Source organism: Mycobacterium pseudokansasii (assembly GCF_900566075.1).
In the GTDB taxonomy this organism is placed as follows: Bacteria; Actinomycetota; Actinomycetes; order Mycobacteriales; family Mycobacteriaceae; genus Mycobacterium; species Mycobacterium pseudokansasii.
In genome coordinates this window covers 5941103-5956100 of sequence record NZ_UPHU01000001.1, presented here as the reverse complement: position 1 = coordinate 5956100, position 14998 = coordinate 5941103, and the positions used below count along the sequence as shown (strand labels likewise).

12 protein-coding genes and 2 pseudogenes are annotated in these 14998 nt (G+C 68.9%); 3 read left to right on the top strand and 11 right to left on the bottom strand.

Annotation, left to right across the window (positions count from 1 at the left end):
• Window positions 1–21: 21 nt before the first annotated feature.
• Window positions 22–286 (bottom strand): annotated as a pseudogene (locus EET10_RS32540) (IS982 family transposase); the annotation flags it as partial.
• Window positions 287–460: 174 nt separating this feature from the next.
• On the bottom strand, window positions 461–1156 hold the full coding sequence (locus tag EET10_RS26985; protein ID WP_036405871.1) for a PadR family transcriptional regulator: 696 nt from the start codon (window positions 1154–1156) through the stop codon (window positions 461–463).
• Window positions 1157–1299: 143 nt separating this feature from the next.
• Here EET10_RS26985 and EET10_RS26980 point away from each other — a divergent pair, with 143 nt between their 5' ends.
• The gene (locus EET10_RS26980; RefSeq protein WP_036405869.1) at window positions 1300–1671 is read left to right on the top strand and encodes a hypothetical protein; all 372 of its coding nucleotides are present in this window, start codon (window positions 1300–1302) and stop codon (window positions 1669–1671) included.
• Here EET10_RS26980 and EET10_RS26975 read toward each other — a convergent pair whose 3' ends face one another.
• Window positions 1672–2616: an RDD family protein gene (locus EET10_RS26975; protein ID WP_122502659.1), complete on the bottom strand. Its 945-nt coding sequence runs from the start codon at window positions 2614–2616 to the stop codon at window positions 1672–1674. It lies immediately after the preceding gene.
• 63 nt (window positions 2617–2679) lie between these two features.
• Here EET10_RS26975 and EET10_RS26970 point away from each other — a divergent pair, with 63 nt between their 5' ends.
• Window positions 2680–3672: a stage II sporulation protein M gene (locus EET10_RS26970; protein WP_063468450.1), complete on the top strand. Its 993-nt coding sequence runs from the start codon at window positions 2680–2682 to the stop codon at window positions 3670–3672.
• 15 nt (window positions 3673–3687) lie between these two features.
• Here the strand turns inward: EET10_RS26970 and EET10_RS26965 are convergent, their stop codons facing one another.
• From EET10_RS26965 to EET10_RS26945, 5 genes and pseudogenes are all read right to left on the bottom strand, one after another.
• Window positions 3688–5010, bottom strand: coding sequence for a DUF58 domain-containing protein (locus EET10_RS26965; RefSeq protein ID WP_122502658.1), 1323 nt, complete (start codon window positions 5008–5010; stop codon window positions 3688–3690).
• Window positions 5010–5970: pseudogene (locus EET10_RS26960) on the bottom strand (AAA family ATPase); the annotation flags it as partial. The gene EET10_RS26965 and the pseudogene EET10_RS26960, both read right to left, overlap by 1 nt.
• A gap of 13 nt (window positions 5971–5983) precedes the next feature.
• On the bottom strand, window positions 5984–7126 hold the full coding sequence (locus tag EET10_RS26955; protein ID WP_183155097.1) for a DUF4350 domain-containing protein: 1143 nt from the start codon (window positions 7124–7126) through the stop codon (window positions 5984–5986).
• Complete coding sequence (locus EET10_RS26950) at window positions 7108–7758, bottom strand: DUF4129 domain-containing protein (RefSeq protein ID WP_063468449.1); 651 nt, start codon at window positions 7756–7758, stop codon at window positions 7108–7110. The genes EET10_RS26955 and EET10_RS26950 overlap by 19 nt, the downstream gene beginning before the upstream one ends.
• Before the next feature lie 34 nt (window positions 7759–7792).
• Window positions 7793–9313 (bottom strand): DUF3824 domain-containing protein, encoded by a 1521-nt coding sequence (locus tag EET10_RS26945; protein ID WP_211187997.1) that lies wholly within the window; start codon window positions 9311–9313, stop codon window positions 7793–7795.
• Here EET10_RS26945 and EET10_RS26940 point away from each other — a divergent pair.
• The gene (locus tag EET10_RS26940) at window positions 9312–9776 is read left to right on the top strand and encodes a GatB/YqeY domain-containing protein (RefSeq protein ID WP_036405852.1); all 465 of its coding nucleotides are present in this window, start codon (window positions 9312–9314) and stop codon (window positions 9774–9776) included. The two genes, EET10_RS26945 and EET10_RS26940, sit on opposite strands and share 2 nt — an antisense overlap.
• Window positions 9777–9888: 112 nt before the next feature.
• Here the strand turns inward: EET10_RS26940 and nrfD are convergent, their stop codons facing one another.
• From nrfD to fdh, 3 genes are read right to left on the bottom strand one after another with little or no spacing between them, the layout of a single operon-like run.
• The gene (gene nrfD, locus EET10_RS26935; protein ID WP_036405851.1) at window positions 9889–10845 is read right to left on the bottom strand and encodes an NrfD/PsrC family molybdoenzyme membrane anchor subunit; all 957 of its coding nucleotides are present in this window, start codon (window positions 10843–10845) and stop codon (window positions 9889–9891) included.
• Window positions 10842–11723, bottom strand: a complete 882-nt coding sequence (locus EET10_RS26930) for a 4Fe-4S dicluster domain-containing protein (protein ID WP_036405848.1) — start codon at window positions 11721–11723, stop codon at window positions 10842–10844. Before EET10_RS26930 ends, nrfD begins: the two co-directional genes overlap by 4 nt.
• Window positions 11720–14959 (bottom strand): formate dehydrogenase, encoded by a 3240-nt coding sequence (gene fdh / locus EET10_RS26925; RefSeq protein WP_246013701.1) that lies wholly within the window; start codon window positions 14957–14959, stop codon window positions 11720–11722. Before fdh ends, EET10_RS26930 begins: the two co-directional genes overlap by 4 nt.
• Window positions 14960–14998 lie beyond the last annotated feature (39 nt).

Sequence of the window (14998 nt, the reverse complement as noted above, 5' to 3'; positions counted from 1 at the left end):
AGCCGTTCCACCGTGGACTTAGATCAGAGGTATCGCAGCCTTGACCCGCTTGTGGTAACCGGGCTGTTTCGGCAGGTATGGAAACAGGTGCCGAGTCGGCAATAACGCATTCGCAGCCATGGTGTTCGCTACGGGCGCCGAGCAGCGCCGGAGGCACGGCCAGGCACACCAACTCGGCGTCGGTCAATTGCTTCGGCCGCCCGACGCGCCGCCGGTCGGGTTGCACTACGTGGTCATCGATCGTCACATACAGTTCGGTCGCGAGGGCATCGAGGTCTGTATTCACAACTGTCCATCGGTGCGCTCCAGCCACATCCTTCACAAGTCGACACGCCGAGAGTGCAACCACTGCGGCGGCGCCCGGCGTGGGTTGCCGCCAGTGCACACTCGGCGCAGCCGGTGCACACTGGGCGAGCGGTTGGGAATTACTCATCGAGCGGTTGGGAATTACCAAGGGTCCCTAGTCCTCCCCGAGAACGCCGTAGATCTCCCGGCGCGCGTTGTTGATGATGTCGACGATGCGCTGCTGCTGTTCGGCGCTGGCGGTGTGTGCCGATTGCATCACCGCGCCGAACAATTGGCCCATGGCCTTGCGCAAGTTGATATGGCCCGGCGCCACGCCTTCGGCGATCTCCTCCCACGGCGGGGTTTCGATCTTCTCGGCCGCCGCCCGGCCCTCGTCGGTCAGCTCGAACAACTTCTTGCTGCCATCGGACGCGCCGGCAGTGACCAGGCCTTCGTCGTCGAGCAGTTGCAGCGTCGGATACACCGAACCGGGGCTGGGCCGCCACAAACCATTGCTGCGCTCGGCGATCTGCTGGATCATCTCGTAGCCGTGCATCGGTCCCTCGCCCAGCAGCACCAGGATGGCCGCCCGCACGTCACCGCGCCGACCGCGGCCGGGTCCGCCGCGACGCCATCCGCCGCGTGGGCCGCCGGGACCGAAGCCGAACCCGAAACCGAAGCCGGGGCCGACACCGGGGCCGAAGCCGAATGGCACGTCGTCGCCGGCATGGTCGCGGAGGTGTTCGAAGAATTCGCGGCGGGCATGCCGCCGGGCGCTGTGCAGGGCGCGCCGCTGTGCGGGGCCGGGACCGAAGCCGAACCCGGGACGGACACCGAATGGCTGGTCGGGGGAAGCGAAGGGGTTGTTCACGTTTGTTCCTTGTCTATTGAGGGCTCTTCAGAAGGGCACGAGAGACCGCGCCGATACAGCAACGATATATCGCGACAGGACGCGATGCAACGACAAGCATCACCCGGTTTGGGATCATCGATGCCCGGGTACCTCCGCAGGTCATGAACGGCAGAATTCGCCTGACGGAGGCGCGTCCCGGTGGCGTAACCGCTCCGTCGCGGGGCAACAGGCAGCCCCGCATGTGGAGCACCTGGGTGCTTGCCCTGTTGACCGTGCCGGGCGCCGCGATCGTGATGTTGTTCGCTCTCGGCGCGGTGATGAGCACCGATGCCTGTAGCGAAAGCCGATGCCCCAACCTGGGCGCCGGGATCGACTTCGGCGTCTTGTTCTACGGCGCGCCGGTGGTGGCCCTGTTGGTCATCACCGCCACGGTGTTCACCGCCAAGCTGCGTTTCGGCATAGCCGTTCCGCTGGTCGGCTTGGCGCTATTGGTTGGCGATGTCGCCATCCTGGCCGCGACAGTCGCGCAGTAGCTAACTCGGCGGCGAGAATCCGCCGGGCGCCGGGGGCTGCTGCGGCCAGGGCTGCGGTGCTTCCGGCTCCGGCCAGGGAACGGCCTGCGGCGGTGCGTACATCGGTGGCTGGGCCGGCCATGACGCCGCGGCCGGCGGCGCCGTCGGCCACGCCTGCGGCGGCATCGGCGGCATCGGCGGCATCGGCGCCATGGCCGGACCCGCAGTCGGACGCAGCCGAGCGAGCTCGCGGCGGTGCCGTTCGGCAAGTACGGCGGCCAGCACCAGCTGCGGCGGAACGCCCGGCGGGGGCGGCGGCGCGATCCGGGACAACACATCGCCGGCTATCCGATATGCCATCTGCTCACGCAACCGCGGATCCAATTGCGGTGCACGGGAAAGGAATTGGCGCGCAACTTCGGCTTGTCCGGCGGTGAGCCCGGACAGCTGCAGCGACGACGCCCACCACGCCAGCGCCGGCGGCATCGCCGGCGGCGGCCCCAACCGCGGAGCACGCTCGCTGACCACGATGGTGCCGGCGAACATGTCGCCCACCCGCTTGCCCTTCGGCGACACCATGCTGCAGATCACGGCCGGGCTGCCCAGCAGCATCCAGATCTCCACCACCGACGCCAGCGCGCGAAACAGCGCCTGACGGAAGCGTTCCGGGCCGCCGTCGTCGGATACCACCCGCAGGCCCATCACGATCTTGCCCACCGACCGGCCCCGCGTCGCGGTCTCGATGGCCACCGGATAGCCGACGAACGCCAACACCGTGAACATGATCAGGAACGCGATGGTCAACGCCTCGTCCAACTGACTCAACGCGGCCGCCCACAGCATCAGCCCGAGCAGGTAGCCGATGAACATCACCGTCATGTCGATGATCGCGCTCACCGCACGCACCGGCAGCTGGGCGATCTGCACATCGAGCACCACGGCGTCCCCGGTCACCACCTCCGACATACCTGGGAACGCTACAGGTTTGCGGACCGCTGCCTACCGCCCTCGGTTGGGTACGCTGCGCAGGTGGACGTCGACGCGTTCTTGCTGACCCACCGCGGCACCTGGGATCGCCTCGACCAGTTGGTCAAAAAGCGTCGTTCGCTGACCGGCGCCGAGATCGACGAGCTCGTCGAGCTGTACCAGCGCGTGTCCACACACCTGTCGATGCTGCGGTCGGTGTCGTCGGATTCGCTGCTGGTCGGACGGCTGTCCAGCCTGGTCGCCCGTGCGCGGGCCGCGGTCACCGGTGCGCACGCGCCGCTGACCAGCACCTTCGTCCGGTTCTGGACGGTGTCCTTCCCGGTGGTCGCCTATCGGGCCTGGCGCTGGTGGGCGGCGACGGCGGTGGCGTTCTTCGCCGTCGTGGTGCTCATCGCGTTCTGGGTGGCCGGCAGTGCGGAGGTGCAGTCGGTCATCGGAACTCCCACCGAGATCAACGAATTGGTCAACCACGACGTCGAGTCGTATTACAGCGAGCACCCGGCAACGTCGTTCGCGCTGCAGGTCTGGGTGAACAATTCCTGGGTGGCCGCCAAGTGCATCGCGATGTCGGTGGTGCTGGGCCTGCCGATACCGCTGGTGCTCTTCCAGAACGCGGCCAACGTCGGAGTGATCGCCGGCTTGATGTTCCAGGCGGGCAGGGGCGGCCTGCTGCTGGGACTGCTGATTCCGCACGGACTGCTCGAGCTGACGGCGGTGTTCCTGGCCGCCGCTACCGGGATGCGGCTGGGGTGGTCGGTGATCGCCCCCGGTGACCGGCCGCGCGGACAAGTCCTGGCCGAACAGGGCCGCGGCGTGGTGTCGGTGGCGGTGGGCCTGGTGGGGGTTTTGCTGGTGTCCGGGCTGATCGAAGCGATGGTGACCCCGTCACCGTTGCCGACCTCCGTCCGGATCGCCATCGGCCTCCTTGCCTTGGCCGCGTTCGTGTCCTACATCGTGTACTTCGGCCGTCGCGCCGCCAAGGCCGGGGAGACCGGCGACATCGAGGATGCTCCCGACGTGGTGCCCACCGGCTGAGCGCGGGGCCGAAAACTACAGCCGGCCCGTCGCCTTCATCGCCAGATACCGATCCGCAAGCGCCGGCGCGATGTCGGAGGGCGGCGCGTCGACGACGTCCACGCCGCTGCGGCGCAGTCGCGACGCGATCGCCCGACGGTCGTTGCGGGCGCGTTCGGCAGCCGCCGCGTCGTAGACCGTCGCCGCATCAGAACGCCCCATGGCCAGTTCGTCGACGCGCGGGTCGGCGACGGCGGCCACCACCACATGGTGTTTGGCCGACAGCTGCGGCAGCACCGGCAGCAGACCCTCGTCCAGGGCGGTGGCGTTGAGGTCGGTCAGCAGCACCACCAGCGACCGGCGCCGGGTCCGCAGCAGGATTGCGGAAATCATTGCCCGCCAATCCGATTCGACGAGCGCCGGTTGCAGCGGCGCCATCGCGTCGACCAATTGGGCCAGCAGTTCGGTGCGCGACGCGCCGAAAACGGCCGCCCGGCTCACCCGGTCATGGGCCAGGAAGTCGACGTGGTCGCCGGCCCGCGACGCCAGCGCAGCCAAAAGCAGCGCGGCATCCATCGACCAGTCCAGCCGGGGCCATCCGGCGGGATCGGCGGCCGTTGGGTCGACACCGACGCGCCCCGCCGCCATCCGCCCGGTGTCGAGCACCAGCACCACCCGCCGGTCCCGCTCGGGCCGCCAGGTGCGCACCATCACGTCGGAGCGACGGGCCGTCGCGCGCCAGTCGATCGAGCGGACGTCGTCGCCGACGACATATTCGCGCAGCGAATCGAATTCGGTGCCTTGCCCGCGGATCAGCGTCGGCAACAACCCGTCGATCTCGCGGAGTTTGGCCAGCCGCGACGGCAGGTGTTTGCGCGACAGAAACGGCGGCAGCACCCGGACCTTGCCGGCCACCGGCTGCGAACTCTGCCGTCCCGCCAGGCCCAGCGGCCCGAGCGATCTGGCGGTGACAGCGGCCGCGCGCTGGTCGCCGCGGCGAACCGGCCGCAGTCGGGTCGTCAGTTGCTGGCGCTCACCGCCGCCGATGTTGACCTTGTGGCTGCGCGGTTCGCCGCGGGTGCTGGGCGGCCAGGCGTCGCGGATCTGGCCGCGGAACCGGCGGCGGCCCTCGTTGTGGACGGACAGGCCCGCGTCCGCGGGCTGGCCGAGCCGGATCGAGCTGTCCGGGGAGCGGGTGAAGCGCAACCTGCGGGTGCTGGCCGCCAGCGCGACGTCGATCACCACAGCGAGAACCAGCACCGCCAGCAGGATCACGAAAGCCCTTGCCGGCCAAGGGGCCAGCGCGATCGGCAGGACGCAGATCAGCGCCAGCAGTCCGGTGCGTCCGGTCAGGATCACTAGCGGGGCACCGGAACCGAGGCCAGTATTCCGTCCAGCACACCGTCGGGCGTGGCCCCTTCGAGCTCGGCTTCCGGACGCAACATGATCCGGTGCCGCAGCGTGGGACGCGCCATGGCCTTCACGTCGTCGGGAGTGACGTAGTTGCGCCCGGACAACCACGCCCACGACCGGGCGGTGCCCAGCAGCGCCGTAGCCCCGCGGGGCGACACGCCGAGCTGCAGCGCGGGGGAGGACCGGGTGGCGCCGACGATGTCGACGATGTAGCCGAGCACCTCGTCGGCGATCAGCACCTGCCGCACCGCTTCGCGCCCGGCGGCCAGCTCAGCAGAGCCGGCCACCGGCTTGATCGCCGAGAGGTCGCGCGGGTCGAAGCCGTGCGCGTGCCGGCCCAGGATGGCGATCTCGGAGTCGCGCGACGGCAGCGTGACGTTGAGTTTCATCAGGAAACGGTCGAGTTGGGCCTCGGGCAGTTGATAGGTGCCTTCGTATTCGATCGGGTTCTGCGTGGCCGCCACGATGAACGGGTCCGGCAGCAGTTTCGCCTGGCCTTCCACGCTGACCTGGCGCTCCTCCATGGCCTCGAGCAGCGCGGCCTGAGTCTTGGGCGGAGTGCGGTTGATCTCGTCGGCAAGCAGCAGATTGGTGAACACCGGGCCGGGCCGGAAGGTGAACTGGGCGGTGTGCGAGTCGTAGACCAGCGAACCGGTGACGTCGCCGGGCATCAGGTCGGGAGTGAACTGCACCCTTTTGAACTCCAGCTGCAACGCGGCGGCCATGGCCCGGACCATCAGCGTCTTCGCCACTCCCGGAACGCCTTCCAAGAGCACGTGGCCGCGGCACAACAGCGCGATCACCAGGCCGCTGATCACGCCGTCCTGTCCGACGACGGCCTTGGCGATCTCGGCGCGTAACCCCAGCAATGCTTCGCGTGCGGAGTCCGCGGACGCGGTTTGGGTGGGAGCGGGTTGCGTCACGAGTGGGTGACCTGCCTTTCGATGTCGTCGAGTGCGCGGGCGAGGTGTAGTAGATCCTGGTCGGTGGCCGGTGGCGGGCCGTAGAGGTGGTATCGAACGAACTCCGGGTCGGCCCCGCTGCGCCGGGCCACGGTCAGCACCACCGCGGGCGGGTCGGTGCCCGGGCTGATACCGAGTCGTGGCAGCAGCCGCTGCAGCGTGGCGGTGCGCAGCGCGTCGGCGGCGCGATCGCGGGCCCGCCGGGACCGGTACAGCCGGCCACGGCCCTCGACCGTCTCCGATGCGCGGACCACCACGGGCATCTCTTCGGCAACCAGCGGTCCCAGCCGGCGGCCCTTCCAGAGCGCCGCCAGGAGGACCACCAGCCACAGCTGCCAGACGATCCACGTCACGTTTGCCGGGATCAGGTCGGAAAGCGAACCGGGCTCCGACGTTTGCCCCTCGACGCGGTGCGGCGCGTACCAGACCACCCGCGGCCGGTCACCCGCGAGGTTCATCGCCAGCGCGGCATTGCCCTCTTCGAGCAGGCCGCCGTTGGTCATGAAGTCGCTACTGCCGACCACCGTGACGGTTCGCCCGGCGTCGCGATAGCGGACCAACGCGCCGCCGTAACAGCTGATCACCTCGAGGTCGTCCCTGGGCTGGTAGGCATCGCTGGGCCCGAAATGCACCTTTCCGGCCCGATTAGCTTCTCGCAGTGGGCATTTCGGCTGGGATGCGAATTGTTCGGCGGCGGTGATGCGCAGCTTCGGGGTGAGCGCTCTGCGGGCTCGCGCCGTGGGCTCCACCAAGAGCAGGTCACCGGGGGCTTGCGTCAGCCGCTGCAGAAGTGCGCTGTCGGTCAGGTATTGAGTCTGCGCCACCAGCAGCAAGGAGTCGGCGCGGGCCGAGCGTTCGACGTCGGCGACGGTATTGGCGACGACGACCTCGACGCCGCCTTCGCGCAGCAACGTCACCAGCGCATGGGCGCCGGAGGAGTTGGTGGCAGCGGGATCCATCATGCCGCCGGGCCGCGGCGCGGTCAGGTAGGTGCCGACTGCGGCGACGAGGATGATTGCGGCCAGCGCGAGCACCATGCCACGCCACGGACGCCGCGGCCGGGTGATACCCGGTGCCGGCATCACCGGACCTGCGCCCAGGAATCGGCTGCGGCGGGCCGTTCCACCGCCGACGAGGCATGAGCACGTGATCGCAGGTGGTCGTCGAGGTCGGCGATCAGCTGGTAGGAATCTTGAGTTCCGGGCCGCTCGCCGTAGGTGACGTCGTTGAAGGCCGTTGCGGCCCGGGCCAATTCGCCTGCCAGGTGAGGCAGGGCCGCGCCCGCGTCGGTGGCCAGCTCGTTGGCGGTGCGTCCGGGGGCCGGGTTCAGCACGCCGGTCTCTTCCAGCTCGCGCGCGACCGCGCGCAGTCGGTGCCGGATGGCGGCGGCCCAATTGCCTTGGGCCGCAAATGCTTCAGCCGTGGCTCTATGCTGGGCGGCGGTGAGTTGGCCGGCTTCGAACAGCTGGTAGTCACCGCCGCGGTTGGTGCGCATGGTGCGTCGGGCGATGTGGACGGCGACGATTACAGCGATCACCGCCAGGATGAACAGCACCGTCAGGGTGAACCAGCCACCGGATACCGAAGCGCCCCTCTCCAGCAGCCGGTACAACTGCTCGTTGAGCCAGTCGCTGAAAGCCGTCGACAGCGATGGCTTGGGGTAGATCGGTTTGTCAAGCTCATGCTGCGCTGCCTGGTGGGCGGCATCGCGGTCGATGTCGATGGAAGGCATCGTCAGTCAGTCCTCACCAGTCGATACCAGTCGATCAGTAAGGCCGCGTGAGCCACAGGTTGTCGGTGGACTCCACCGCGGCGGGCCCACCGGCGGCACCGGTCTGCAGGACCAGATCGAAGGCTTCGGCGCGCATGCGGCGATCGGTGTACAGCAGGACGACAACTCCGGCGGTGAACGGTGCGGTGATGATCTGGCTGATCGCTGAGCCGACGGCCGACAGCGTCGTGCCGACGAGCAGCATACCGATGGAGCCTTCCGACGCGGTGACGCCCAACAAGATCTGGCTCGCGATGCTGAAGGGGGCCGCGACCGCACCGCCAACCAGTCCCACCACCAGGGCCGTCAGCAACCGGATACCCAGGACCCGCCAGAATCCGCCGCGAACCAGCCGGAACGATCTGGTGACCGCGTCGACCAGCGGCAGTCGCTCCAACACGATCAGCACCGGCGCGAACACCAACATCGTGTACAGGTAGGCCAGCAGCAACCCGACCAGCAGTAGCAGCGGGATGCCGACCAGGACCGCCGCAGCACCGTTGACCGCGGCCGCGACCCCGACCAGGATGACCACCACCAGCCCGGCGAGCGCCACCATCCCGGCGGCTTCCAGCAAGGCCAGCCCGATCAGTGCCGGCACGCGCCCGCGGACCCTGGCCCACGCTTCGCCGATGGTGATGGGAGACCCGAATACCGCGCGCCCGACGACGACGGTGAGGATTCCGCTCAGCAGCATGCCGCCCAGCCAGGTAACCAGACCACTGGCCGCCACCGAACCCATCCAGGCACCGAGGACGCCCAGACTCAGCTCGGTCGACGGCTGAGACTTCAGTTGGTTGAGGGCCGTCAACGGTCCGACCGTGGCGATCAACGTGATGACTTGCATGATCACCACGACGATCGCTGTCAGGCCCAGCGTCGCCTTCGGGTTGGTGCGGATGTAGCCGACCGCGCCGTTGTAGATGTCGCTCAAGGTCAACGGCCGCAGCGGGATGATCCCGGGTTTGACCGCTCCGGGAACCAACGGCGGGCCATAACCCGGTGGCGGGGGACCATATCCGGGCGGAGCGCCGTAGCCCGGCGGCGGAGCGCCGTAGCCCGGTGGCGGAGCGCCGTAGCCCGGTGGCGGAGCGCCGTAGCCCGGTGGCGGAGCGCCGTAGCCCGGTGGCGGAGCGCCGTAGCCCGGTGGCGGAGCGCCGTAGCCCGGTGGCGGGGGTCCGTACCCCGGTGGCATGCCGTAGCCAGGTGGCGCACCGTAGCCGGGTGGCACACCGTAGCCGGGCGGTGGGGCGCCGTAGCCCGACGTCTGCGATGGTGGCGGGGGATAGCCGGCCCCCAACGGTGGGTACCCGGCCGGTATGTACCCCGGGGTCTCGGCCGGCGGGTCGACCGGATAACTCGGCGGCAGCGTACTCACCGGATGTGGCGGCTGTCGTCGTTGATCATGGGCTCCATCCTGTCGGCGGTCGGCGCATTTCTCAATGCGGGGATGACTTCCGGTCTTGGTGTCGGGTTCGGCAGCCTCCGAACCGAATGCGCGTAGCGTCTCTGCAATGGCGGAACTCAAATCGCGGCTTCGGGCCGACCTGACCGAAGCGATGAAAACGCAGGACAAGTTGCGAACCGCGACTCTACGCATGGTGCTGGCCGCAATCCAGACCGAGGAGGTATCGGGCAAGCAGGCCAAAGAGCTCTCCGACGACGAGGTGCTCAAGGTGCTGGCCAGAGAATCCCGTAAACGTGGCGAGGCGGCCGAGATCTACACCCAGAACGGGCGTGGTGAGCTGGCCGCCAACGAGCACGCGGAAGCCCGGATCATCGACGAGTATCTGCCCACGCCGCTCACCGAGGCAGAACTGGCCGATGTCGCCGACACCGCCATCGCCCAGGTGGCCGAAAATCTCGGGCATCGGCCCACCATGAAGCAGATGGGCCTGGTCATGAAGTTCGCCACCGAGATCGCCGACGGCAAAGCCGACGGGGCCCGCTTGTCGGCGGCGGTCAAAGAACGGCTGTAGCGGCTTTCACCGAGATTCACGCTAGCGCGACGTTCACTCGGTCCTTTCCGCGCTGGCGTCGATCTCGCCGCGCCCAAGTGGCCAACTGCCCCGAGGGCCGCTCGGGCCCCGCTCAGTGGCCGGAATCGAGCCGCTGGCGCTGCGGCACCACCACGTATTTCGGATCCCGGGTGGATTCCACGCCGGCCTCGAACACCCCGAACCGCTGCAGCGCACTGCCGGTGAGTAGCGCCAGCCCGCACAGCGCTGCGGCGAACCGGCTCCGGCGGGCCGCCGCCGTCCCCAGCGCCCCGCCGACCGTCAGGTACTCCGCCCACTTGCGCAGCCGGTGCGGCTTTCCCGTCGTGTACGCCTCGGCGGCCAGGCCCAGCCGTTGCTCCAGCAGTCGCGACGCCGCGACCTCCAGCACGGCGCCCACGACGGCGAGCCGTCGCGCCGGACCGGCCTCGGCCACCGGCGCCAGCACCATGCCCCAGCCGCCGCCGCTGGCCGCGGCCGAGCCGGTGAAGACGAAGGGCAGATAGGGGTGCGCCTCGTGCCAGGCGGGGACGGCGGTCTGCGACAGCAGGACCGCGGTGTAGGAGGCAACCCCGGGTGCGACGGCCGCCGCCGAGAGTCCCGCCGGTCGTGCCGACCAGCGCACGAGCGCACCCGCCCAGGTGCGCCGCAGCGCCGCCGGCATCAGCTCGGCGACCCCGGCCAGCCCGGCGCCCGGCCCGTAGGCGGTCAGAATCCAGGTGCCGACGCTCATCGGCGAACTCGGCTTGGCCACCCGCAGCATGTGGTGGAACCGCTCGGGACGACCGAGGTCGGCGACGAGGAAGTACATGCTGGCCAGGAGGCTGGCCAGAGCCCCGACTCGGCTCACCCGGCACAGCGCCGGACGCCCGGTCAGATCGGCTCCGGCGGCCAGTAGCGCCGAACCCGCCGACAGGCCGCCGGAGAACAGGTACGCCGCGATCTTCCACTCCCACACCGGTGGTTTGAGCACCGGACGCCCGTAATAGGACCGGAACTCCGCTCGGGGCACGGCGAGCTGTTCCCGCCCGCCGGCCGTCCCCCTGGTCATAACCGGCTCCCGACGAACGCCGACACCGCGGCGGCCACCAGGGCCGACGCGGCCATCCCGGCGTAGCGCCACATGGCCGGCAGGTCCCGGGTGGGCACCACCGGATCCGGCGGCAATCCGTAGACCTCGGGCTCGTCCAAGAGCAGGAAGAACGCGCCGTCGCCGCCCACGCCGTCGTCGGGATCGTGACCGTACAACCGCGCCTCGGTTACGCCGCGCTCCTGCAGCTGCTCGACCCGGCGGGCGGCGCGCTCCCGCAGTTCGTCGAGCGGGCCGAACTGGATGGAGTCGGTGGGGCAGGCCTTGGCGCACGCCGGTTCCAGCCCGTCATGCAGCCGGTCGTAGCACAGCGTGCATTTCCACGCCCGGCCATCACCTTCGCGGCGGTCGATCACCCCGTACGGGCAGCCGGACACGCAATACCCGCAGCCGTTGCAAATGTCTTGCTGCACAACGACAGTGCCGAACTCGGTGCGGAACAGCGCGCCCGTCGGGCACACGTCCAGACACCCGGCATGGGTGCAGTGCTTGCACACGTCGGAGCTCATCAGCCAGCGAAAGTCGGTGCGGGACTCCGGGCCGGCCGACGCGCCGGGGCGCTCGAATTTCGGGATGCCGAGATCGGTAGCCGGCTGCTCGATGAACGCCACGTGCCGCCAGGTGTTGGCGCTGAGCATGCCGGTGTTGTCGAACGACATCCCCAGCAGGTTGAAGCCGTCGTCGGGCACCCGATTCCATTCCTTGCAGGCCACCTCGCAGGCCTTGCAGCCGATGCACACCGAGGTGTCGGTGAAGAACCCGACTCGCGCTGGGTGTTCCAGATGCCCGGCGTCGCCGGCCGGATCGCTCAGCGGGCCATAGAAACTGTTGCGGTTCAAGGGGTTTCCTCGCTATGGGTGTCCAGTCGGGTGCCGGTCGCCGTGGTGACGCCGGCCCGGCGGCGGTATTCGGCGATGTAGGCCAGCAGCGCCGGTCCGCGGGGCCGTCGTCCCGGTTGCACGTCACAGGTGCAGACCTTGCTCTCCTGGATGAAGACGTTGGGGTCCAAGACCACCCCGAGCAGGTCGTTGACCACGTCGCCGTCGACCAGCCCGCGGTAACCCCAGTGGTAGGGCATCCAAATCTGTTGCACCACATGGTCATCAATGCGAAGTGGCTTCATCCGCTCGGTCACCAGCACCCGCGCATCCACCGCGGTGCGGCTGGTGATCACATGCGCCCACTCCATATGCGTCAGCCCCCGGATGCGCGCCAATTCCGGTGACACCTCGACGAACAACGCAGGCTGCAGCTCCGACAGGTAGGGCAGCTGACGGCTCATCCCGCCCGCCGTGTGGTGCTCGGTCAGCCGTGCGGCGGTGAAGACGAACGGGAACACCTCCCCGTGAGCCTCCGGCGGAGCCGGGTTCGACGGGTTGTCGTTGCGGCCGTAGACGATTCGCGTCGGGTTGCCCTGCTGCTGGTACAGCGCGTTGCGCACCGGGGACTCGTGCGGTTCGTAGTGCGTGGGCAGCGGACCGTCGGCCAGGCCGCTGGGTGCGAACAGCCAGCCCTTGCCGTCGGCCTGCATCACGAACGCGTCGTCGCCGCGCAACGCCTCGACACCCACCGCGCCGTCGGGCGGGCGGTAGTCCGGCGGTTTGTTCTTCTCGAAGTCGGGCACATCAAGGCCCGTCCACTCGGCGCGATCGACGTCCCACCAGACGAGCTTCTTGCGTTCGCTCCACGGCCGGCCCGCCGGGTCGGCCGACGCCCGGTTGTAGAGCACCTTCCGGTTCAGCGGCCAGGTCCAGCCCCACTGCGAGGTGTCCCGCCGGGCCGCCTGGTTCACGTCGTCGGCGTATACGCCGCTGTAGATCCAGCAGCCGCAGGCGGTGCTGCCGTCGGCCTTCAACTCGGTGTAGCCGTTAATCGCCCGGCCGGTCGTCAGGTCGATGCCGTTGATGCGGCGCAACACGTCCTCACCCGAGGGCTCGTCACCCTCCATCTCGTAGTCCCAGAACAGGTCCAGCAGCGGCCGGTCGCGTTCGTCGGTCGAGCCGGCCAGCTTGTCCCGCAGCCGCCGTCCCAGGTGGTAGAAGAACCACAACTCCGAGCGGGCGTCCCCGGGCGGGTCGACGGCTTTCTCCCGCCACTGAAGCATCCGCTGGGTCTGGGTGAACGTGCCGGCCTTCTCCACGTGCGAGGCCGCCGGGAAGAAGAACACCTCCGTCCGGCATGCCTGCGGGGTGATCTCACCGGTCTCCACCTCGGGGGCGTCCTTCCAGAAGGTGGCGCTTTCGATCATCACCAGGTCGCGGACCACCAGCCAATCCAGGTTGGCCATGCCGAGCCGCTGCAGCCTCCCGTGGGCGGACCCGACGGCCGGGTTCTGGCCGAGCAGGAAGTAGCCGAACACCGTCCCGTCGACCATGTCCATGACGGTGCGGTAGGTGCTGTGGTCGCCGTTGATCCGCGGTAGGTAGTCGAAGCAATAGTCGTTGTCGGCGGTGGCGTGCTCGCCCCAGTACTCCTTGAGCAGCGACACCATGTAGGCGTCGGCGTTGTGCCAGAAGCCCTTCTGATTCTGGCTTGTGATCCGGTCGAGGTAGTCGGCCAGGTTGGCCTGGCCGGCGTGCGGCATGGCCAGGTAGCCGGGCAGCAGGTTGAACAGTGTCGGCACATCCGTGGAGCCCTGGATACTGGCGTGCCCGCGCAGCGCGAAGACCCCGCCGCCGGGCCGGCCGATGTTGCCCAGCAGCAGCTGGATGATCGAGCCGGCGCGGATGAACTGCGCGCCCACGGTGTGCTGGGTCCAGCCGACGCTGTACACCAGCGCCGTGGTGCGCTCCCGGCCGGAGTTTTGCGTCCACGCCCGCGCCACCTGAAGGAAGGTGTCGGCCGGCACGCCACACACCCGCTCGACCATCTCCGGGGTGTAGCGGGCGTAGTGCCGCTTGAGGATCTGATAGACGCAGCGCGGGTGCTGCAGCGTCGGGTCGGCGGGGATATCACCAGCTGCGCCCTCCACCGCCGGCCCGCCGGAGCCGAGCTGATCGGGTGCGGCGCGCTGTTTGTCGTCGGCCCCGCCGCGACCGCCGTGATGTGTCGATTCGTAGTGCCAGGTCGCCGGGTCGTACGAGGCCGTGTCGGGGTCGTAGCCGCTGAACAGACCGTCGAGATCCTCGGTGTCCCGGTAGTTTTCGTCGACCAGGAACGAGGCGTTGGTGTAGGCGGTGACGTACTCGCGGAAATCCAGCCCGTTGGACAGGATGTAGTTGATCACCCCGCCGAGGAACGCGATGTCGCTGCCGGCTCGCAGCGCCACGTGCCGGTCGGCCAGCGCGCTGGTGCGGGTGAACCGCGGGTCGATGTGGACGACCTCGGTGCCGCGCGCCTTGGCTTCGATCACCCACTGGAACCCGACCGGATGGGCCTCGGCCATGTTCGAGCCCATGATGACGATGAAGTCCGAGTTGACCAGGTCTTGCTGATAGTCCGTCGCTCCGCCGCGACCGAAGGAGGCCCCCAGACCGGGAACCGTGGCGCTGTGTCAAATACGGGCCTGGTTCTCGATCTGCAGCGCGCCCAGGGCGGTGAAGAGCTTCTTGATCAGGTAGTTCTCTTCGTTGTCCAGGGTGGCGCCGCCGAGGCTGGCGATGCCCATGGTGCGGCGCAGCGTGTTGCGGTCGGCGTCGAAGTCCTGCCAGCCCTTGCGACGGGCGTCGAGCACCCGGTCGGCGACCATGTCCATCGCGGTGTCCAGGTCGAGTTCCTGCCACTCGGTGGCGTAGGGGGCGCGGTAGCGCACGACGGTTTCCCGCTGCGGCCCGGTGACCAGTTGTGTGCTGGCAGACCCCTTGGGGCACAGGCGTCCTCGAGAAATCGGACTGTCCGGGTTGCCCTCGATCTGGATGACCTTCTCGTCTTTGACGTACACCTTCTGGGCGCAGCCCACCGCGCAGAACGGACATACCGAGTGTGCGACGTGGTCGGCCTCGGCGGTGCGCGGCGTCAGCGTTTCCGAGCGAGCCGACTGTGCGGCCTTGCCGCGGCCCAGCGGGTCGGACCCGGTGAGCTGGCGGTAGACCGGCCAGGACTGGATCAACTTCGCAAGCTTGCTGTCCGGGTGCATTATTTGATCCAACCTTGTGACGTACTCGGGGAGCAAACC

Coding starts and splice junctions, on each gene's coding strand:
- EET10_RS26980 (WP_036405869.1), top strand. CDS start 1,300: ATGAACGGCAGAATTCGCCTGACGGAGGCGCGTCCCGGTGGCGTAACC.
- EET10_RS26975 (WP_122502659.1), bottom strand. CDS start 2,616: ATGTCGGAGGTGGTGACCGGGGACGCCGTGGTGCTCGATGTGCAGATC.
- EET10_RS26950 (WP_063468449.1), bottom strand. CDS start 7,758: ATGCCTTCCATCGACATCGACCGCGATGCCGCCCACCAGGCAGCGCAG.
- EET10_RS26940 (WP_036405852.1), top strand. CDS start 9,312: ATGGCGGAACTCAAATCGCGGCTTCGGGCCGACCTGACCGAAGCGATG.
- nrfD (WP_036405851.1), bottom strand. CDS start 10,845: ATGACCAGGGGGACGGCCGGCGGGCGGGAACAGCTCGCCGTGCCCCGA.